Genomic DNA, 19,629 nt, shown 5'->3' with positions numbered 1-19,629 from the left:
ATTTTTTTGGTCAATGACGCGATTCGTTCTACTTCGTTTCCCGATGCACCGTCCGCCGCTTCAGCCGCGGCGAATACTTCATCAGCTCCAGCCGCTCCGGGGTGTTTCGCTTGTTTTTCGTCGTGATGTAGTTGCGGTCTCCCGTCTCCGTGCACTGCAGTGTCACTGTTACGCGCATGGTTTGTTCCTCCCTCTTGTGTTTTTCGGCCTGCCTTGATCAGCCATGTCTTGCAACTCCTTACGCACCTGTAAATCGTAACGAATACGATTTATCCAGTATTCTACCCCAATGGCAAACTGTTCGTCAAAACAAAACGTAATCTTTCCGATCTAAAACGTGTGGGAATCCTTACCCGATACAATGAATAGACCCATACTCTATGTCCAGCGGAAGGAGCCCGCGGAAGATGAAATTGACTCAATCCCTCGCCGACCGGATTGTCAAACGCACAATGGAAGTGACCAACCTGAACATCAATGTCATGGATAAGGACGGCGTCATCATCAGTTCCAGCGATCCATCGCGCATCCAAACCTTTCACCAGGCAGCCCGCCAGGTGATTGCCACCGGGGAGGAAATGCTCCTCGGCGAAGAAGATTGCCAAAAATGGACGGGAACAAAGCCCGGCATCAACATGCCCATTCGCTTTCAGCAGGAGATTGTCGGCGTGATCGGCATATCCGGCGCCCCGCAGGAAGTGGTTCCGTTTGGCAAAGCGGTCAAGATGATGACGGAAATGATGCTGCAGCAGGCGTATCTGACGGAACAGATGGAAATGGCGGAGCGCTCCGTCAATTTTCTGGTGCAGGAGATGATTTCCGGGACGCTGGACCCTGCGCGCGAAGTGGTAATGTCCCGCGGTGCCCTGCTCGGTCTGGATTTGTCCCGTCCCCGCTCGGTCGTGATCATCCAGGCAACCGGCTTGAAGGACGGAGATGAATGGCATGCTGACCGCAGCTTCCCCCGCAAGGTTGCCGCCTGCTTCCGCAATTCCGATCAGGTCTGCGTCTCCGTGACAAAGCGGAACTGCTGGATCGTCGTCACTGACTTGAGCGGTCTCCGCAGCAAAGAGCAGATCAGGCAGTATTTGCACGAGGCCGCCCACAAACTGCTGGAAGCAGCCCCCGCCTCCCTGCGCAGCCGCCTGCTGATCGCAATGGGGCGCGGCTATGAGGACGTCTATGAGCTGGAACTGTCGTTCAAGGAGGCCATGCAGGCCCTGCAGGTGCTGGAACGCTTCCCCGCCAAGGGGGCAATCGGCCATATTGACGACATGACGCTGGAACTGCTGCTGCTCGAAACACCCCCCGCCACCCGGCAGGTGGTGGTCCGTGACGTTCTCAAGGATCTCGTCAAACACGACGAACTGTTGGAAACGCTGCACGCTCTGTTTTCCGCCGATCTCAACCTGACGGCAGCGGCTCAAGCGCTCAACATCCATCGCAACACGCTCCTGTACAGGTTGGACCGGATTGAGGAGATGCTGGGACGCAATCCGCGCCGCTTTGCCGAAGCGGCCAAAATCAAGCTGGCGCTGGAACTGCACCGCCTCTCCCAAACTGGATAATTCTCACAGAAATCTGACAGCATTCGACACGCTTTTTTGGTGGTTTTGCAAAATGTAATCGCCTTCCCAATTCTTGTATAGTAAATGGTAACATCAGACAAACATGAGAGGAATGACTATGAATACTGATTCGTTTTTGCAGGATGGTTTTTTCGACGAAATTGTACAAATTTTGCACGAGGAGACCGGTCAGCACATCAACATCATGGGTGAGGGAGGTGTGATTCTTTCCTCCACGCGCCCGGAACGCATTGGCACCGTGCACGAGGCCGCCAAAAAGATCATGCTCGGCTTGATTGACGAAGCCCTGGTGACGGAAGAGCAGGCACGCCAACTGGAGGGCGTGCGTCCAGGCTCCAACCTGCCGATCGTGTACAACGGCAAGCGCATCGGCGTGATCGGCATGTCCGGCAATCCGGACGAGATGCTGCCGATCGTCCGCGTCGCCGCCCGGACCGTCGTACTGTGGCTGAAAAACCGCGAACAGATCACGGAACAGCAGAAGGCCTCCCAGCAGGTGTACGAACACCTGCACAACATGGCGGCCACGATTCAACAGATTTCCGCCAGTTCCGAAGACTTTGCCGCAGCCAGCCGAAACGCCCTGCAGGTGGTGACCAATGGCGAAGAACAGATCAAACAGATCACGGACGCGCTAAAGATGATCAAGGAAATCGCCGACCACAGCAACCTGATCGGCTTAAACGCCGCCATCGAAGCCGCGCGGGCCGGAGAAGCGGGCAGAGGCTTTCAGGTCGTCGCCACCGAAGTCCGCAAACTGGCATCTGTCTGCCAAAACACTGTCAAGCAGATTCAGGAGATTCTTCGCCAGGTGCACGTCACATTCGGCAGCATCAGCGAACAGGCCAAAGCAAACGACGACAAGGCACAGGAACAATCCATCGCGCTGCAGGCGCTGGTCAAATACGTGGACGACATTGAACAGATGATGGAAACCCTGGCCAAGGGAGGAACAGCATGAAGATTGTCATCGCACCTGATTCGTTTAAAGGAAGCCTTACCGCCAAACAGGTGGGAGATGCCATCGCGGCAGGCGTGCGCAAAGCGCTGCCGGACAGCGACATCGTCATCAAGCCGATGGCCGACGGCGGTGAAGGCACCCTTCAGTGCTTGGTGGACGCCACCGGCGGCAAGATTTTGCAGGCCACGGTCAAAAATCCCCTCGGTCGACAGATCACGGCGGAGTTCGGGATTCTCGGAGACGGGAAAACGTGCGTCATCGAGATGGCAGCCGCTTCGGGTCTCTACCTGATCGACGCGTCCGAGCGCAATCCGCTCGTGACCACCACCTACGGGTTCGGCCAATTGATCAAAGCCGGGTTGGACCTGGGCTGCCGCCGCTTTATTCTGGGGATCGGCGGCAGCGCTACCAACGACGGCGGGGCCGGCATGCTGCAGGCGCTCGGGTTCGCCCTGCTGGACGGGGACGGCCAGCCGCTCGCCTTTGGAGGAGGTGAACTTCATAAACTGGAGCGAATCGATTCGAGCAGTGCCGATCCGCGGCTGTCAGAATGCGTGTTTACCATCGCCTGTGACGTGGACAACCCGTTTGTCGGTCCAAACGGCGCTTCCCATGTATTTGGCCCGCAAAAGGGAGCCACGCCCGAGATGGTCAAACTCCTGGACGACAACTTGCGCCATTTTGCGGATGTAATTGAACAAACCCGCGGCATCGCCATCCACGACCTGCCGGGGACCGGTGCGGCTGGCGGCGTGGCAGGCGCCCTCCTCGCCTTTCTGAACGGCGAGCTGAAGTCCGGCATCCAGATTGTCAGTGAAACCACCCGGCTGGCCGAAGCGATGGAAGGCGCCGATCTGGTGTTTACCGGCGAAGGGCAGGTCGACCATCAGACGGCACAGGGCAAAACACCCTGTGGAGTGGCAAAGCTGGCGCAGCAGCGCGGGATTCCCGTCATCGTCCTGGCGGGTTCCATCGGCACTGGGATCGAGGCGCTGTACAAGCATGGCGTCACCGCAGTAGCCAGCATCATCAACAAGCCAATGACGCTGGAACAGGCAATGGCGCAAACCGCCGGACTGCTGGAACAGGCAGCCGAACAACTCACGCGCATATTCGCAACCAAGGGAGGATTGTCATGAGTCCTGAAGTTATTCAGTTGGGACCAATCATTTTGCTTCTTCTGCTGCTGGCGATTGTCTTCATCGTCTACGCGACCGCCAAGTGGAAGCTCCATCCGTTCTTATCCATCATTTCCAGCACATATCTTTTCGCATTGGCGACCAACTTTGTCGGCTCCCTCAGCGGTGTCGAAGAACCGATCATCGCCGACATCGGCAAAGAGATTGCCGGCGGATTCGGCAGCATCATCACCAGCATCGGTCTGGTCATCATCTTCGGAACAATGATCGGCAAAATCCTGGAAAACTCCGGTGCCGCCGTCAAAATGGCGGAAGTGGTGCTGCGCCTTCTGGGCGACCGCCATCCGGCGTTGGCCATGTCGATCATCGGTTGGATCGTCTCCATCCCGGTCTTTTGCGATTCCGGATACGTCATTTTGTCATCCCTGAAAAAATCGCTGGCGAAAAAGACAGGCGTTAGCGTCGTTACCCTGGCAGTCGCTCTGTCCACCGGCCTGTACGCCACCCATACACTGGTGCCGCCGACACCGGGTCCCATCGCCGCCGCGACCAACGTCGGCATTGGACCGGACGGCCTGTTCTGGGTAATCGTCATCGGTCTTTTCGTCTCCATCCCGGTCGCGCTCGCCGGACACATCTGGGCCCGCAAAGTGGCGGCCAAGCTCCCGGTGGAACTGGATGAGGCTGTGGAAAGCTTTGAAGAGTTCAAAGCCCGTTTCGGCCAACTGCCATCTGCCTTCGCCTCGTTTGCGCCAATCGTGGTTCCGATTGTCCTGCTGGCCCTCGGTTCGTTTGCCAACTTCCCGGTGGGAGTCGATGCCCAAGGCAACAATGAAGTGCTGATCACCGGCTTTGCCAACACACTTCTCACCTTCCTGGGCGCCCCCGTGAACGCGCTGTTTATCGGTTTGCTCTTCGCTATTTTTGGACTATTGCCACAACGCAATGAGGAAACGCTGACCAAGTGGATGGGCGAGGGCCTGCTGGACGCTGCTGTCATCATCATGATTACCGGTGCGGGCGGATCGCTCGGCGCGGTCATCAAGGCTACTCCCATCGCCGATTACGTGAAGACGCTGATCGACGGCAATGTCGCCTTTGTCGGCGTGGGCGCGCTGATCATCACCTTCCTGATCGCCGCCGTCCTCAAAACGGCTCAGGGCAGCTCCACCGCCGCAATGGTCATCACCTCAACGATCATGTTCCCGCTTCTGCCATCCCTGGGCCTGGATGCGATGATGGGCACTGTTCCCATCGGGCAGATGCTGACGGTCATGGCCATCGGCTGTGGTGCCATGGTGGTCAGCCACGTGAACGACTCCTATTTCTGGGTGGTCACCCAGTTCTCCAAAATGAGCCTGTCCACCGCCTACCGTGCCCAAACGATGGCCACGCTGGTTCAAGGCTTGGTCGGCATCGTGGTGGTATCCATTTTGGGAATCATTTTCCTGTAATCTTTGCCACAACAAACATCCCTCTCTTCTCCCGCAGGAAAGAGAGGGATGTTCGTTTGCAGACACAGCCTCAGGGTGCGCCTGCTGTCATTTCTGTTTCTTCGGCGTCACCTTCTGGAGGCCGATCGCTTCTCCGTAACGACCGATGACAGGCTGGTAGACGGCCGGATTGTTCACCGTCCGCTGGTCGATCAGCGCCGCCGGGCGGTTGTCTTTCCACGTCATCACGCTGTAGACCTTTCCCGTTTCCGTAGGCATGGTGATCAAAATGTCGTTCACGCTGTCCTGATTATAGCGGCCGATGTGCAGTTTCGGCAGATACGCCCGATCCCATTGGCCTACGGATGCATACGTCTGCTGGTTGGTTTTCCCCTCGCGGACGACGAGACGCAGATTGTCGGCCAGCAGGTTCATGGACGCGCCCATTTTGTGCCCCACCAGCAGCACGTGGTCGCGCACTCCATCCCCCGTCACATCGGCGTACCTGGTGTCCAGCACAAAGGTGCTGTCATTGTCCATGCTAAATCCTGTGTTGACGTCCACTTCGGGGGACGGCAAGTTGTCCCAATCGCCTTTGTCGATGGTGAGTCCGACGAGCTGCGGTTTCTGGTTGACCAGTGTCCAGACGCTGGTGGCCACGGCGATCCGGTCGTACCCGTCCACGCCATACAGGACCTGGCGGCCGAGATAGCGGATACTCCCGTCCGCCTCGTAGTACGGGACCAATTGGACCAGCTTTTCGGCAAAGCCTTTGATCGGTTTGCGCAGCTTGCCGTTGGCCTGGTAGACACCGTACCTCACATATCCGTCCTTGTTGGGACTCACGTCAACGGTGGTGACGCCTTTGAGATGGCTGCTTGTCACCTGTGCCCGAAATCCATCTACAAATGTTATCCCAAACGTAATCGAGTGCTCAGGCTGAATGCGCACCACGGTGGCAAACGCTTGCGGATTCACCGCCTTCGCATGAACCGGCTCCACATTCGGTCCCGGCGCCAAGAGAATCGCACCGCCGCAAAGCACGGCCGATACGGTCTTGCACCACGCTTTCATCACTTCTTCCTCCCTTTGTCATCCCTGCTGATGTGTTTGGCATCCTGCCGTCTGTAAAAACAGATTGCAGAACAGTCAGTTTCTCTAATCCGTCAATGAGCTGACTCTGTTTTCATAAACGGTGGCAGTTGCCAAATTGTTGCAATTCGGCATGTACCTTTTTCACCCTCGGCAGTGGATCAATGTCACCGGTTTGCAACTCTTTTTCCTTCCAATCCGGCTACAATAAGGGCAGATTTGCCAACACTGCATAGAAAGGAACGAAACCACCATGAAAAAATCGTGGCTGTTGCCAACCGCTCTCGCTGTTTTCACTAGTGCCTGCGGCCTGAACGACACGCCAAATGCATTGATGCGGGCGCCGTTGGCAGATGCCAACCAACAATCGATCAACCAAACGGTTATGCAGTTTTTGCCGCCCGGCTCACAGCTGACGGTGCCGCTTCACCCTGAAGAGGCCAGCGCGGTCAACCTGCAGGACCTGACCGGTGACGGCAATCCCGATTTGATCGCGTTTTACAAAACGGAAAAAACGGATTACGAAATTGGCGTGCTTGTCCTCAGTCAAAAAGAGGGAAAATGGAAAAAGACAGCGTCCTTGACCGGAATCGGCAGCGAATTGGACTACGTCCAGTTTGTCGACGTTACGGGCGACAACGTCCCAGAGATGCTGATCGGCTGGGGCGGCGGTGAAGGGCTGAACAAGGAACTGTCCATCTACTCCTGGCAGCAGGAACAGATGCGTGAGCTGTTGAAGCAATCGTACGCAGCCATGGCCGTCGGCGATCTCACCGGTGACAAGAAAGCGGAGCTGGCACTGATCTCGCACGACCACGACAAGCTGACGTCCAAAGCAGAGGTGTACGGTATCAAGGACGGACAGTTGGACAAGCTGGCCGAACTGCCCCTGGAGGGAGGGGTAAACGGCTATGAACAGGCGACGATCGGGAAGGCGACACCGACCCAGTCGGCGATCTTTGTCGACGCGGGCATCGGAGCACACTCCGGCATGACCGAGTTGTTGGTCTGGCAAGACGGCAAGCTGGTGCGTCCGCTGACCAAGGCGGACGGTGACATCTCTATGACCTTTAAACCCTATGTATTGCCCAGTGAAGACATCAACAACGACGGCATTGTTGAAATCGGCATTCACACCCAGCCGCCGGGCACCGACGATCTTGCCATGGTGGAAATTCCGTGGATCGCTTCCTATTACCAGTGGGACGGAGCGGCCGGCCTGCGCCACGTCGAGGACCACTATCAGTCGTACGGCATCGGCACGGATTTCCTCATTCCCGCCAGATGGAAGGACAAGTACACCATTGAAGTAGACCGCGACTCTGCCAATCCTCCCGTGCGCCTGCTCTATTACGGCCAGGGAGGCAAGGAAAAGGCGACGCTGCTCACCCTGCAGGCTGTCCCGCAGAAGGATTGGACAAAGGTCGAAGCGTCCCTGAAGGAAAAGCAAACGCCGTATATCGTGCTGACGGAGCAGGGACAACAGGTGGTAGTGGCGATTCAGCCGCAGGAAGCCAGCGGGTTGAGCGGTGCCGCCCTGCGTGAGTACAATGCCATGCTGCTGACAGCAGACGAAATCCGTCAGTTGTTCCGTCCGCTGAAAATGCCGATGTAACCGATTATCTTACCCGCAGGAGCAAGGAGTAGAGACGATGAAAGTGTTGTTGCTGGAAGACGAGAAGTCGATTCGCGACTTTGTCCGCATTAACCTGAAACGGGCAGGCTGTGAAGTGGTGGAAGCGGCCAGCGGGGAAGAAGCGCTGGAAATCGCCGAAAACCAGCCGGACATCGAGATCGCGATTCTCGACGTGATGCTGCCGGGGATCGACGGCTTTACGGTATGCGGGCACCTGCGCCAGAAGTTCCCCCGGCTCGGCATTATCATGCTGACGGCCAAGAGCCAGGAACGAGACAAGGTGATGGGCCTGGAGTTTGGGGCGGACGATTACGTGGTAAAACCTTTCAGTCCGGCGGAGTTGCTGGCGCGCGTCAAGGCGCTGCACCGCCGGCTCTACTCCCTCCCCGCTCCTGACGAGGCAAAACACCTCATCGACATCCATCCGTTCACGCTGCTTCTGGACGAGCGAAAGCTCTTGAAAGGCAGTCAGGAGATCGTGCTGACCCCGAAAGAATTTGCCATCATCAAGCTGCTTGCGGAAAACGCGAACAAGGCGATCAGCCGCGACGAGATTCTCACCAAGGTCTGGGGTCAGTTTTTCGTCGGCGACCTGAAAGTGGTCGACGTGAACATTCGCCGCATCCGCCAAAAAATCGAAGAAGACCCCGCCCACCCCAAATTCGTGGAAACGGTTTGGGGCTATGGTTACTTATGGCGAAAGGAAACGAACAATGAGAGGGATTAGGGCCAGACTGATCATCCACTTCGGGTTCATCCTGTTGTTGATCGTGCTGGTGTTGGAAGGGTTGTTCTACTGGGCGGTGCATACCTATTACTTCGGCACCGCCACCGAAACGCTGGTCACGCGGGCCACTACGTTCACCACCTTTATCAACAAGTATGCAGGCACGTACGGGCTGAAAGAAAAGGCCCGCTATATTTTGGAGAATGTTTCAAACGGGGAAACTGCCAAAGTGGAAGTGCTGGACACCGGGGGAAAAGTGCTGCTCAACTCCTACGGATTTCAAACCGCCGAGGTGATTGACACGCCCGACGTGAAGGAAGCCCTGACAAACACGACGGGCATCTACGTCGGCAAGTCACCGCAGACACCGGAGCGGGTCATCGCCGTCTCCAACCGGCTTACCTACCTGGGGGAAACGGTCGGTGTCTTGCGCTACACCATTTCCGCTGAACCGCTGTACGCAGCCGTCTACAAGATTGCGATGTACGGCGCAGGCGTCGGGGCCGTCGTCGTACTGTTTGCCTTTGGCCTGAGCCTGGTGACAGCCAAGCGCATGGTCGACCCGATACTGGAGCTGACCCGAGCGGCTACGCAAATGGCGACGGGCAATTTTTCCGTCCGGGCGGCCAAGCGCTACGACGACGAGGTGGGCACGCTGGCGGAGACGTTTAACTACATGGCCGAGGAGATCGGCAAGAACGAAAAACTGAAAAACGACTTCATCTCCTCCGTCTCCCACGAACTGCGAACGCCGCTCACCTCGATCAAGGGCTGGGGAGAGACGCTCCTTTCCGGCGGGCTGAACGATCCGGAAGAAACAAGGCTTGGCCTGGAAGTGATCGCCAAGGAAACAGATCGACTGATCGGCTTGGTGGAAGAATTGCTGGATTTCTCAAAGTTTCAGTCGGGCGAGCTGAAACTGTCGCGGGAGCGGCTGGACCTGCGCGACGTGCTGGAAGACGTCCGGGTGCAGTTCGCTGTCCGCTCGCACGACAAGGGTGTAGGGCTGCAGGTTGTCGTGCCGGATGCCCCCCTGCCGGTTACAGGTGACGTCAACCGGCTGAAGCAGGTCTTTGTCAACTTGCTGGACAATGCCTTCAAGTTTACCCCCAGTGGCGGGACGATCACCGTAACGGCGGAGGAGACCGGGAGATGGGCGGTCATCGCCGTAACGGACACGGGCGAAGGCATCGACCCGGAAGACCTGCCCCACATCACGGAGAAGTTTTTCAAGGGGCGGTCCAAACAGGCCGGCAGCGGCCTGGGCCTCTCCATCTGCCAGGAAATCGTCCAACTCCACGGCGGCCATTTCCACGTCGACAGCCGGCTCGGCAGCGGAACCACGGTAACTGTCGAACTGCCGCTGACAACGAAATGACGCCCAGCTCCCTCAGGATGACCACTGCAAAAACAGACCACGAACGGCAAATAGCCGGCAGCCCGCTCCACGTGGACGGGCTGCCGGCTTGTTCGTTTTCGCCTGATGGGATGAGAAGCTGATTAGAAGCTGTTTTCGATCACCAGTTGATCCAGGCCAAAGCGTGCGGTCGGACGAGCGGGCACACTGGCCTTGCCCACCGTAATCATCATCACTGGAATGTAGCGCGGCGGGATGTTGAGCGCCTGGATAAGCGCGTTACTATCAAAGCCGAGCATCGGGCACGTGTCGTATCCTTTTGCTTTGGCGGCCAGCATCAACTGCATGGCTGCGAGCGAAGCATTGCGGATCGCCTCGTCGCGCCCAATTTGCGGATTGTTGCGATACGTCTCTTCGATTTGGTTGATCAACGTTTCCCGCACTTGTTCGGTGACGTACCCCTTGGCCAGCGCATCGTCATAGACCGGACGTGCCGATTTGTCCGCCTCCAAATCGCCGAGTACAATAATAGTGGCGTAGGCGTCTACCACCTGCTGCTGCCCGTAGGCGATCGGCAGAAGCTGCTCTTTTTTGGCCCTGTCCGTCACCACGATAAAACGCCAGTGCTGCAGGTTCCAAGAAGACGGGGCAGTCGCGGCCAAACGCAGGATTTCGTTTAATTCCTCGCGGGGAATCTCTGCGTTGGGATCGTATTTGCGCACGCTGTGGCGTGCTTCCATGACTTGTTCAGCCGTCAGTTTTACGTCTGCTTGCATACGGGAAGCCTCCTCTGTCACTCATATGGTAACACTCTTACTTTATATTAGTCGCTTACGTATTGCAACAATACAATATGCCGGAACACCAGTCTTGCTCCTTTACCAGTGTTCCACACCCGTTTCATTCGAGGGGCCGGCCCATTTTCGTTGACAGGAGGAATTAATCATGTCGTTTGCAAACAAAATTGTCGTTGTCACCGGAGCCGGGCGGGGAATTGGCTTTGCTGTCGCCTCCCTGTACGCCGCCCGCGGCGCCCACGTGGTAGTCGCCGAACAAAACCGAGAGTCGGGAGAAGCCGCAGTTTCAGCCATCACCGCGGCAGGCGGAACCGCGGTTTTCCATCCGGTCGACGTCAGCGTCCCGGCCGAAATCGAGGCACTTATGCGCATGGTTTCGTCCCGCTGGAACAGGTTGGACATTCTCGTAAACAACGCCGGCATCTCACAGTGGGCCTCACCGTACGAGCTTTCGGTCGAGGAGTGGGACCGCATTCTGAACACAAATCTGCGCAGCGTCTTCCTCTGCTCCCGGGAAGCGGCCAAGCTGATGCGCCAATCCGGAGGCGGCGCGATTATCAACATCGCTTCCACGCGGGCACACATGTCCGAACCGCACTCGGAGGCATACGCCGCCTCCAAAGGGGGCATTCTCGCCTTGACGCACGCCCTGGCCGTTTCTTTGGGACCGGACAACATCCGCGTCAATGCCATCTCGCCCGGCTGGATCGAGACGGGCGATTACGATGCACTGCGGCCGGAGGACCACCACCAGCACCCGGCCGGACGCGTCGGCAAACCGGAAGACATCGCCCGCGCCTGCCTGTTTTTGACCGATGAAGGCAACGATTTCGTCACCGGCGGAGCTGGTGATCGACGGCGGCATGACGCGGAAGATGATTTACGTGCCGTAAGCCGCGCCGCCGACTGCGAACAGCGCATCGAAAACATAAAAGGGACGGTTCCGAGCAGAATACGCTGCGTGAACCGTCCCTGTTTCATGTGCCAATCCTTCGTTGCTACCAGGTGCGGATTGGCGGCGAACCCGGCGGATGGTGGTTAAGCTGTTCCAGGATCGGGTAGCCGTACGCCATCACGATCAGGAAGACCAGCACGCCCACCCAGACCGGCCAGCGCTCCAGAATGCGCGGTGTATGTTGTACTGTCTCCGTTTCCGCAATCGGATACTCGGTTTTTCCTTTGGGTGCAAAGAACGTCAGATAACCGAGGATCAACAGCAGCAGAATCGCCGCCGTAAACAGCAGGCCTCCGCCAAAGGCCATGACGCGCTGATAATCCATCCATTCGAGCGCGACCGGGTGATCCATGTAGGTCGTGTAGCTGGTTCGCCGAGGCGATCCCTGCAAGCCCATGTAGTGCATCGCAAACGACATCAGGAACATGCCGACTGCCCAAAAGACCGTCTGCACCATGCCCATGCGGTTGGCTGTACGGGTGAGCGTCCGTCCCGTCAGCGCCGGAATCAGCCAGTAGCTGACACCGAAGAAGGTGAGTGCGACTGCCGCTCCTATGGTAATGTGGAAGTGGCCGGTTACAAAAACTGTGTTGTGGACAACGGCGTTCATCTGGTTGCTGGCGTTGATAATCCCCCCGGCCCCGGCCGGAATGAAGAACAGCATGCCGACAAATGGTGCGAAGAAGCGCACATCCGACCACGGCATTTTTTTCAGCCAGCCAAACAGGCCGACTCCGCCTTTTTTCCGTCCGGTCGTTTCAAATGTGGCAAACATGGAGAACGCGGTCATCAGCGACGGAATCACGACAATCAGCGTCAGGATGACGTGGATCATCTTCCATCCCGGCGAGATGCCCGGTTCCATCAGTTGGTGGTGGAAGCCGACAGGGATGGAGAACAGCAGCAGGCAGATAAATGCCAGCCGGGCCAGCGAGTCGCTGAACACGTGGCCGCCGATGACCCGCGGCACGCATACGTACCAGGCAATGTACGCCGGCATCAGCCAGAAGTAGACCAGCGGATGGCCGAAGAACCAGAACAACGTCCGGCTGAGCATGATGTTGATCGTCGAGGTCCAGCCAAACGACCAGGGAATCAGCTGGAACAGCACCTCCACTGCCACGGGCAGCGTGGCGATGATCCACAGCAGGAAGGTCGTGACCGACATGAACACGAACAGGGGTGACATTTTCCCGCTATTTTCCCGTTTCCATTTGCGATAGCTGCTGAAGATCGCGAATCCGCCCAGCCAGCTCCCGACGACCAGCAGGGCCGCCCCGATGTAAAAGTACGGCGATGCCTTCAGCGGCGCGTAAAAGGTGTAGAGAACGGACGCGTCGTTGGTGATGATCGTCACGAGCGCCATGGCCGTACCGACTGTCATCAGCACCCAGCCGGCCCAGCCCCATCTCAAGGCAGCGGCGTGCAGGGCACCGCCGGTAGTACGCGCTACCCCGGAAAGCAGAAAGCCGATGATGAAGTACGTGGTAAAGATAAGTGCCATCAACACGCCGTGCGCGGTCAAAATCTGATAGTAGTTGGTCCAGCTCGGCAGTTCGATGAGGCCGCCGCGCACCATCCCCTGCAGCATTCCAGCCAGCGCCGCAAGTCCAAACGCGACATACGCCACCCAGATGTACGAAAGACTGAGACGAGCCGTCGAGCGGTCTACAGGCGTCTGACTAAATACAGCGATTTTCATGTTCCGTCACCTCCTTATTTCACCGTGATTGTGGTCGCCATGACCTGATGGCCGGCGCCGCAGTATTCGTTGCACAGAATCAGGTATTCGCCCGGCTTGTCAAAGGTGTACGACGCGGAGTTGATGTGTCCCGGCATCACCATGAAGTTGACGTTGGTTTCGGGAATCTGGAACCCGTGCACTACGTCCGGGCTGGTGACGTGGAAGTTGACCGTGGCTCCCAGCGGCACCTCCATTTTCCCCGGCGCAAATCCGAAGGCAAACGCCGTCATGTACGCGTCGTATTCATTCTCTCCCACCTTTTTCAGCCCCGGGTTGTCAAACGGAGGCGTTTGGGTCACCTGGGCCGGGTCAATCATCTCCATGTTGCTTGGCGGAGCCATTCCCATGGCAAACGCGTTGACGCACAAGAGTGCGATAAACAGCGCCAGCCCTCCCGCTCCCAGCGCAAGCCAGATTTTCTCGTAACGGTGCAAATGCATCGTGTCATCTCCCTTCTGCCTTTCACCTTGCTACGCCCGATTCAAAAACAGGGCAAATACGCCAAACCAACTGAGGAGAATGAACGCCCCTACCAACAGCACGGCGGCAAACGTGCCCTTCAGGTTCTCCTGCTCGGGCTGCGTCGGCTTGGCCTGGTGCTGCGATTCCGTACGCGTCTCCACGGCTCGCTCCTCCTTTCCATGCCGTACCGGCTGCGTTTTACGCTTTCATTCTATCCCCCGGCATGAGGGAAGTAAGTCAGGGAAAACCCCTAAAATGATCCAGGAACCTCCCGATTTTTCCTGATTTCTGTCACATTTTGGCCAAAAAGAAAAGACGGCGGTATGCGCCGTCTGTCTTCTCTATTCAAAATCAAGCCATCCTTTTTTGATCGCGTAGCGGACCAGATCCGGCCGGGTGCGCAGATGAAGCTTTTCCATGATGTGCGCCTTGTGCGACTCGACCGTCTTGACCGAAACGGTCAGCTGCTCCGCAATCTCCCTGTTGCTGAATCCCTTGGCGATCAGGATGAGCACTTCCTTTTCCCGATCCGTCAGTATCTCGTATTTGTTCTGCTCTTCGCCGTTTTTCACCATCTGCAGGAATTCCTCGATCAAGGACTTGGTCGCGGACGGGTATAGGTAGGCCATGCCCTGGTGAACGGTCCGGATGGCAGCAATCAGGTCCAGGTCGGGTGCACTTTTCAAAATGTAGCCGGACGCCCCCGCCTGTAGCACGCGAAACAGGTATTCCTCGTCGTCGTGCATCGTCAAGACCAGCACCTGGATGTCAGGCGCTGCTTCTTTTAACCGGGCGGTGGCTGACAGGCCGTTCTCCCCCGGGGGCATGCTCAGGTCCATCAGCACGACGTCAGGCCGTATCTCCAGCGCTTTGTCAACCGCTTCTTTTCCGTCGGCGGCGTAGCCGACCACTTCGATGTCCGGATGGGCGTTGAGCAGCATGCCCAGCCCTGAGCGGACGATGGCATGGTCATCGGCGATCAGGACGCGAATGGCCATCTTCTGTTTCCTCCTTTGCGAGCGGTATGCGCACGATCACCGTCGTCCCCTCGCCGGGGGCCGAGCGGATGTCGACTGTGCCTCCCAGCAGTTGGGCCCGCTCCTTCATGCCAAACAGTCCCAGGCCGGTCCCCTTCTTCTGCGCCCGTTCCACATCAAATCCGATCCCGTCATCCACAACCGTCACCACCAGTTCTTTGTCCCGATCCTCAAACACAATGCCCAACTTGTCCGCCTGGGCGTATTTGGCGGCATTGGTCATCGCCTCCTGCACAATCCGGTAGAGGGCGGTCTCCACCACGGCGGGATAGCGCCGGCGGTCCCCCTGCACGTGCAGGTCGATCAAGAGGCCAAAGCTCTTTTCAAACCGCTTGATCAGCGAGCGGAGGGCGGGCAGCAGTCCCAAATCGTCCAGGGCGGAGGGGCGGAGCTCCAGCGCCATGCGCTTTACTTCCTCCATCGCCTTTGCCGTCATCTGTTGAATGTCGGCCACGTGCTGCCGAAGCGGTTCGCTCAGCTTGCTCTGGCCGACCACGTTGAGCCCGACGAGGATGCTGTACAGCGCCTGTCCCACGCCGTCGTGCAGCTCGCGGGAAATGCGCTTGCGCTCCTCCTCCTGGGCCTGAATGACGTAGTTCGTCAGCTTGTGCTGATACCGCTCCTTTTCAGCCCGCTGCTGATCCGACATGTCCCTCAGGATCAGCACCATTTTGCCGCCGTCTATCTCCGGCAGCTGGGCCGAGCTGGCAGCCACAGGGTAATCCCGTCCGTCCTTTGTCTTCAGCCGCATCTCAAATGACGGCATCTGTTCCTGCTTGAAAAAGCAGTCGGCACAGGTCGCTTCCTCCCGGCAGGTTGCCATGCCCAGGCACAGCTCACATATGTGCCGCTTCCCGATCAGTTCTTCAGTGGCCCAGCCGGACATCTTCTCCAGCGCGGGGTTGGCCGTCACGATCATTCCCTCTTTGTCCACCACCAGAATCGCGTCGCTGACGTTGGCAAAGACGGACGAAAGCAGGGTGAAGGCTTCCTCCGACGAGCCCAGTTTTTTCATCCACGCGTCCATGCGCTCCTCCTCAAGACAAACATCCTTACCGTTATTGTAGAACGCGGACGGGGGAAAGTGTATCGGGGAATTCCCCTACCTCCCTGCTCTTCTCCCTCAAAGGAGCCCGTTTCCCGCAGGGTGATTGTCCTGGGTGTGGCCGGTGTCCTGCCTGTATACCGTGGAAGCCTTTTATTTGGCCTGCAGCTGGGTGACGTAGAACACGTAATCGCCGCCTTTGTACTTTTTCCCCGTTCCAATCGCGAGAAAAGCCTCGTCGGAGATTGGCAGCAGCAGATGCTGTTCCCGCTGCTCAGTGCTGTTGGGCAGCACCTTTTCCCATACCGTTACGCCGTCTTCACCCAGTCTGGCAGCGTATCCGTCCGAACTGGCGTCGTTCATGTTGAACTCTTCGTATTTCACGCAGCCGCTGACCAAAAGATCGCCGTCGCCCGTCACCTGGATGTCGTTGAGTGCGCTGGTCTGGGTCTTCTCCGCAAACCTCTTTTCCCACACGTTTTTTCCGTCTTTGTCCACCTTGAGCAGATACCCCAGACCGTATCCGGCCCGGTAGTCGCTGATCGTCCGATCCGTCCCGGCGATGACCAGACTGCCGTCCGGCGTTTCCGCAAAAGCACGGGGAACGGTGTCCAGGCCGGTCTCGTGCCGGCGTTCCCAAACGGTCTTTCCGGACTTGTCCACTTTTGCGAGGAAGAGATCCCGGTTAAGGCGGTACGAGTCATCTTCCTGACCAACCGCCCCGAGCAGCACGATGCCGCCGTCAACGGTCTGGCGTACCGCGGTGACCGCATCGTATGCCGCTCCTTCAAACGTCGTCTCCCATTTTGGCTTCCCGTCCTGTTCCAGTTTGGCGAGATACAGTTCGGTGCTGCGGTCCGGCTGTTCAAGCACCGCTGCCAGCACATAGCCGCCGTCGTCCGTCTGCAGGAGGCGAATGTCCAGGCCGACGTACTTGGGGTAGGTGTTGGCCCACGCGATTTCACCGTCGCCGTTCACCTTGATCAGGCGGAGATTCCCTTCTGGATCATTCGACCTGGTTAGTCCTGCCAGCAGAAAGCCGCCGTCTTTCGTCTGAATAAAATGGGACAGACGACCTAATTTCTCGTCAGTCACCGTCTGTGTCACCGTCAGTGTGCCTGATTGCTCCACCCGGACGATTTCGTATGTACGTTTGTCAGCCGCCTGGCGCGAGAAGAAGATCTCGCCATTCGTTCCGCGCTGCACGTTTCCGTAAAAGTCGCCGTATCTGTAGGGATGGGATTTTTCCCAGGTCACTGCCGGTCCTTCGATCGTTCCAACGGCCTGCGCCTGACCGCTCCACAGCAGCGGACCCGTGCCAACCAGGGCCAGCGCCAGCAGGCTCGTCCATTTCCACGCCCGTCCCTTCTGTCCTCCATGCGGTATCAGTCCCATTCGATTCACGCTCCGTCATCAAATATTCTCCTTATTTTTACATGAATTGCCAATTGGCGTGAATATGTGAAAGGTAATGTTTTTTCTGGTCTTTTTGGTGGAGTTTTTCCTTCCCGGTCCGGCAGACAAAACAAAGACGGGGCGGCCTTCGCCGCACCGTCTCTGCTGCATACTCCGCCAAGCGTTTCACGGCTGGGTGACGTTGGAATCGTTTCGCGGCAGCGGTACGTCCGGTTTGCCGGCGGGATTGTTGTAGAGATAATCGGGCACCTTGCCGACGATCAACGCTTCCGTTCAGCCCGGTCTCCAACCGGGTTTTGACCGATCCGACCGGCACGAACGAGACGGGAATCTCCGGTCCGAAGTGCTCCAGAAAGACGTTTTTCGTGGCCAGCCCCAGCGGCACCGTCACCACGACGTTCTCTTCCTCAAACTCTTTCAGCCGGGCTTGAATGCGGGAAGTAGTCTCCCCCACAATCCGCGCATACTGCTTGAAGTTGAAATTCACGGCCAGGATGTTTCCGTCACTGTCCTTTTCCAAAATGACAATGTCGTCGAAATCGATCCCTTGCTGTAGCAGCCGCTTGGTCACCGCATCGCTGATGGCCAATTTTGCGATCTGATCCGTTTTTTTGCGCGGCAATCAGCATCAGGGTCGGCTCAAAATTGCTGCCCAGACGCTCCCGCTTCATTTTCCAGTCTTTTTCAAAGTCTGATTAATTCTTACAGAAAAACCAGGACAGCAGGTGCCATCCCGGTTCTTTTCCATTCCGTTAATGAGACTTCTCTTATTATCACGTCAGCCAGTCGTTGCTGTTTGGCCTTTTTTATTCAGCGATATCCACAACGATTTTTTCTGCTACACCGATTGGTGGCAGACTGCGTGTCAGCTTTGGCCCGTAGAACGCAAACACGTTCATGTCAGCCTTCAAGTCTTGCGGTTTGAGTGCTTTGTTGTCCTTGGCATTAACGATGATCGTCTTGTCATTAATGATCAGCGCTACTTTTTCCGGAGAGGTCGCTGTCAGACCGCGTCCTTCTACCAGCATTTTATAGGTGCCTTGCTGGTCAGGCTCGATGCTGACTACTTTACCTGTTGTCCCTACTACTTCCGCAGATTCCAGGCTGCTTTTGACAACAATGCTGAGCGCGCCTGTCTGCGGTGGCCGGCTCATCGCCATGAAATTATGGTGTGTCGCTTCTACTTCCATGCCAAGCTTCAAGTCTTCCGGCTTCAGCTCTTTGCCCGCAGCGTCGGTAATTTTGGTTTCCGCGCTGATGTGCAGGATGATTCCTGTCTCATATCCATTCAACGCAATGGAAACTTTGCCATCGTCTGTTTTGTTGATCGTCGTGATCGTGCCAGTACGCACTGGCGCTTTTTCTGCCTCTTCGTCCACTACCGTCACCGCACTGTCTGTCACATTGACTTTTGCTTGCAGGATTTCATCCACGAAAGCGACTGGAACATAGGTGCTGCCGTTTAGGAGAAGCGGCTTTGCTCCGAGTGTCTTGTACATTTTCGCAAACGGGTAGCGGTCCTCCCCGGCTTTGGCGTAGCTCGCGATCGCGCCTTTTTGCACTTCCGCTGCCTTCAGTTCGTTGTTCCAGCTTACTTTGTACCCAAGGGATTCAGCTACCGGACGCAGTGGAACCAAAACGGTTTGTTGCTCTTTATCAAAAATCGCGGCTTGCTCAAGCGCGCTTCCGTTTACATTGACCGACAGTTCTTTTACTGGTTCGGAGGCAGCCGATACGATATTCGTTCCCAGCACGGCCAAAGCCGCCAATGTCATCATGCCTGTACGAATTTTTTTCATGCTGCATTCCTCCAATGCTCGTTTTGTACTTGATTTGTGCTTCTATTCATTTCATTGGACGGAATAGTTTTTGATACGTTTCAACAAATTATTGATTGACGCTTGTCGTTATTTCTTTCCCTTCCAAGAAGTAACAAAAAAGACAAAAAAGCTGATCCCGGTTAATAACTGTATTGCAAAATTAAGATATGTCTCGGTGGTCACATTTCTAGAAGGTATAATTCCTACTGTGTTTGGTGGATTTAGTCGAAAATAAAGACTTGCTACAGCGAATATTATGATAAATACGGAAAATATTACCCCGAGCAAAAACTTATTCATAAATTACTCCTCCCACTAAAAATTAATGTTCTCGAGTTGAGTCCATATACATTGTGTAAAAACGGAGTCTCTTTGAAAAAAAGAGAGCCATTTCAAAAACCCTCGGGCAGAATGAAGTT

The 19,629-nt window shown here is 56.7% G+C and carries 17 protein-coding genes and 2 pseudogenes; 8 read left to right on the top strand and 11 right to left on the bottom strand.

The features are described from left to right. Positions 1-28: 28 nt before the first annotated feature. Positions 29-178: a 50S ribosomal protein L33 gene (gene rpmG / locus IRT44_RS07055; protein WP_171566106.1), complete on the bottom strand. Its 150-nt coding sequence runs from the start codon at positions 176-178 to the stop codon at positions 29-31. 229 nt (positions 179-407) lie between these two features. Here rpmG and IRT44_RS07050 point away from each other — a divergent pair, with 229 nt between their 5' ends. The 4 genes from IRT44_RS07050 (at position 408) to IRT44_RS07030 (ending at position 5,143) form a co-directional block, all read left to right on the top strand. Next, positions 408-1,568 carry a CdaR family transcriptional regulator gene (locus IRT44_RS07050; protein WP_171566105.1) on the top strand — a complete coding sequence of 387 codons (1,161 nt, stop codon included), beginning with the start codon at positions 408-410 and terminating at the stop codon, positions 1,566-1,568. Between the two features lie 118 nt (positions 1,569-1,686). Beyond that, positions 1,687-2,550 (top strand): sugar diacid recognition domain-containing protein, encoded by an 864-nt coding sequence (locus IRT44_RS19380; protein ID WP_304414791.1) that lies wholly within the window; start codon positions 1,687-1,689, stop codon positions 2,548-2,550. Further along, positions 2,547-3,689, top strand: coding sequence for a glycerate kinase (locus IRT44_RS07035; RefSeq protein WP_212133033.1), 1,143 nt, complete (start codon positions 2,547-2,549; stop codon positions 3,687-3,689). The genes IRT44_RS19380 and IRT44_RS07035 overlap by 4 nt, the downstream gene beginning before the upstream one ends. Positions 3,690-3,715: 26 nt before the next feature. Then, complete coding sequence (locus IRT44_RS07030) at positions 3,716-5,143, top strand: GntP family permease (protein WP_230077865.1); 1,428 nt, start codon at positions 3,716-3,718, stop codon at positions 5,141-5,143. 87 nt (positions 5,144-5,230) lie between these two features. On the opposite strand, the gene IRT44_RS07025 is transcribed toward IRT44_RS07030, so the two are convergent. After that, a complete protein-coding gene (locus IRT44_RS07025) occupies positions 5,231-6,196 on the bottom strand; it encodes a hypothetical protein (RefSeq protein ID WP_230077664.1) in 966 nt (321 codons plus the stop codon). 271 nt (positions 6,197-6,467) lie between these two features. Between IRT44_RS07025 and IRT44_RS07020 the strand changes: the two genes are divergently transcribed. From IRT44_RS07020 to IRT44_RS07010, 3 genes are read left to right on the top strand one after another with little or no spacing between them, the layout of a single operon-like run. After that, positions 6,468-7,829: a VCBS repeat-containing protein gene (locus IRT44_RS07020; protein ID WP_171566100.1), complete on the top strand. Its 1,362-nt coding sequence runs from the start codon at positions 6,468-6,470 to the stop codon at positions 7,827-7,829. A 37-nt stretch (positions 7,830-7,866) separates the two neighbouring features. Further along, entirely contained in the window at positions 7,867-8,577 is a 711-nt protein-coding gene (locus IRT44_RS07015) for a response regulator transcription factor (RefSeq protein ID WP_171566099.1), read from the top strand. Further along, entirely contained in the window at positions 8,564-9,955 is a 1,392-nt protein-coding gene (locus IRT44_RS07010; RefSeq protein WP_171566098.1) for a sensor histidine kinase, read from the top strand. Before IRT44_RS07015 ends, IRT44_RS07010 begins: the two co-directional genes overlap by 14 nt. 122 nt (positions 9,956-10,077) lie before the next feature. Here IRT44_RS07010 and IRT44_RS07005 read toward each other — a convergent pair whose 3' ends face one another. Beyond that, complete coding sequence (locus IRT44_RS07005) at positions 10,078-10,710, bottom strand: nitroreductase family protein (protein WP_171566097.1); 633 nt, start codon at positions 10,708-10,710, stop codon at positions 10,078-10,080. Positions 10,711-10,879: 169 nt separating this feature from the next. On the opposite strand from IRT44_RS07005, the pseudogene IRT44_RS07000 reads away from it, so the two are divergent. Further along, a pseudogene (locus tag IRT44_RS07000) lies at positions 10,880-11,624 on the top strand (SDR family NAD(P)-dependent oxidoreductase). Positions 11,625-11,729: 105 nt separating this feature from the next. Here IRT44_RS07000 and IRT44_RS06995 read toward each other — a convergent pair. From IRT44_RS06995 to IRT44_RS06960, 8 genes and pseudogenes are all read right to left on the bottom strand, one after another. Continuing rightward, positions 11,730-13,388: a b(o/a)3-type cytochrome-c oxidase subunit 1 gene (locus IRT44_RS06995; RefSeq protein ID WP_171566094.1), complete on the bottom strand. Its 1,659-nt coding sequence runs from the start codon at positions 13,386-13,388 to the stop codon at positions 11,730-11,732. Between the two features lie 14 nt (positions 13,389-13,402). Further along, entirely contained in the window at positions 13,403-13,870 is a 468-nt protein-coding gene (locus IRT44_RS06990; protein ID WP_230077663.1) for a cytochrome c oxidase subunit II, read from the bottom strand. A gap of 30 nt (positions 13,871-13,900) precedes the next feature. Then, positions 13,901-14,053: a cytochrome c oxidase subunit 2A gene (locus IRT44_RS06985; protein ID WP_171566091.1), complete on the bottom strand. Its 153-nt coding sequence runs from the start codon at positions 14,051-14,053 to the stop codon at positions 13,901-13,903. A gap of 180 nt (positions 14,054-14,233) precedes the next feature. Next, a complete protein-coding gene (locus IRT44_RS06980; RefSeq protein ID WP_171566090.1) occupies positions 14,234-14,890 on the bottom strand; it encodes a response regulator in 657 nt (218 codons plus the stop codon). Further along, positions 14,862-15,956 carry a PAS domain-containing sensor histidine kinase gene (locus IRT44_RS06975; RefSeq protein WP_171566089.1) on the bottom strand — a complete coding sequence of 365 codons (1,095 nt, stop codon included), beginning with the start codon at positions 15,954-15,956 and terminating at the stop codon, positions 14,862-14,864. Before IRT44_RS06975 ends, IRT44_RS06980 begins: the two co-directional genes overlap by 29 nt. 171 nt (positions 15,957-16,127) lie before the next feature. Further along, a complete protein-coding gene (locus IRT44_RS06970) occupies positions 16,128-17,369 on the bottom strand; it encodes an outer membrane protein assembly factor BamB family protein (RefSeq protein WP_230077662.1) in 1,242 nt (413 codons plus the stop codon). 186 nt (positions 17,370-17,555) lie between these two features. Beyond that, positions 17,556-18,031: pseudogene (locus tag IRT44_RS06965) on the bottom strand (sporulation protein YunB); the annotation flags it as partial. A 165-nt stretch (positions 18,032-18,196) separates the two neighbouring features. After that, positions 18,197-19,189, bottom strand: a complete 993-nt coding sequence (locus IRT44_RS06960) for a copper amine oxidase N-terminal domain-containing protein (protein WP_230077661.1) — start codon at positions 19,187-19,189, stop codon at positions 18,197-18,199. Between the last annotated feature and the right edge of the window lie 440 nt (positions 19,190-19,629).

The organism is Brevibacillus sedimenti, from assembly GCF_020923495.1.
In the GTDB taxonomy this organism is placed as follows: domain Bacteria; phylum Bacillota; class Bacilli; order Brevibacillales; family Brevibacillaceae; genus Brevibacillus; species Brevibacillus aydinogluensis.
The sequence above is the reverse complement of the archived record's forward strand: the minus strand, read 5'-3'. Positions and strand labels throughout refer to the sequence as shown.

Excerpts from the sequence above, each read along its gene's own strand:
- rpmG (WP_171566106.1), bottom strand. The coding sequence starts at position 178 with ATGCGCGTAACAGTGACACTGCAGTGCACGGAGACGGGAGACCGCAAC.
- IRT44_RS07050 (WP_171566105.1), top strand. The coding sequence starts at position 408 with ATGAAATTGACTCAATCCCTCGCCGACCGGATTGTCAAACGCACAATG.
- IRT44_RS19380 (WP_304414791.1), top strand. The coding sequence starts at position 1,687 with ATGAATACTGATTCGTTTTTGCAGGATGGTTTTTTCGACGAAATTGTA.
- IRT44_RS07035 (WP_212133033.1), top strand. The coding sequence starts at position 2,547 with ATGAAGATTGTCATCGCACCTGATTCGTTTAAAGGAAGCCTTACCGCC.
- IRT44_RS07025 (WP_230077664.1), bottom strand. The coding sequence starts at position 6,196 with ATGAAAGCGTGGTGCAAGACCGTATCGGCCGTGCTTTGCGGCGGTGCG.
- IRT44_RS07020 (WP_171566100.1), top strand. The coding sequence starts at position 6,468 with ATGAAAAAATCGTGGCTGTTGCCAACCGCTCTCGCTGTTTTCACTAGT.
- IRT44_RS07015 (WP_171566099.1), top strand. The coding sequence starts at position 7,867 with ATGAAAGTGTTGTTGCTGGAAGACGAGAAGTCGATTCGCGACTTTGTC.
- IRT44_RS07010 (WP_171566098.1), top strand. The coding sequence starts at position 8,564 with ATGAGAGGGATTAGGGCCAGACTGATCATCCACTTCGGGTTCATCCTG.
- IRT44_RS07005 (WP_171566097.1), bottom strand. The coding sequence starts at position 10,710 with ATGCAAGCAGACGTAAAACTGACGGCTGAACAAGTCATGGAAGCACGC.
- IRT44_RS06995 (WP_171566094.1), bottom strand. The coding sequence starts at position 13,388 with ATGAAAATCGCTGTATTTAGTCAGACGCCTGTAGACCGCTCGACGGCT.
- IRT44_RS06990 (WP_230077663.1), bottom strand. The coding sequence starts at position 13,870 with ATGCATTTGCACCGTTACGAGAAAATCTGGCTTGCGCTGGGAGCGGGA.
- IRT44_RS06980 (WP_171566090.1), bottom strand. The coding sequence starts at position 14,890 with ATGGCCATTCGCGTCCTGATCGCCGATGACCATGCCATCGTCCGCTCA.
- IRT44_RS06975 (WP_171566089.1), bottom strand. The coding sequence starts at position 15,956 with ATGGACGCGTGGATGAAAAAACTGGGCTCGTCGGAGGAAGCCTTCACC.
- IRT44_RS06970 (WP_230077662.1), bottom strand. The coding sequence starts at position 17,369 with ATGGGACTGATACCGCATGGAGGACAGAAGGGACGGGCGTGGAAATGG.
- IRT44_RS06960 (WP_230077661.1), bottom strand. The coding sequence starts at position 19,189 with ATGAAAAAAATTCGTACAGGCATGATGACATTGGCGGCTTTGGCCGTG.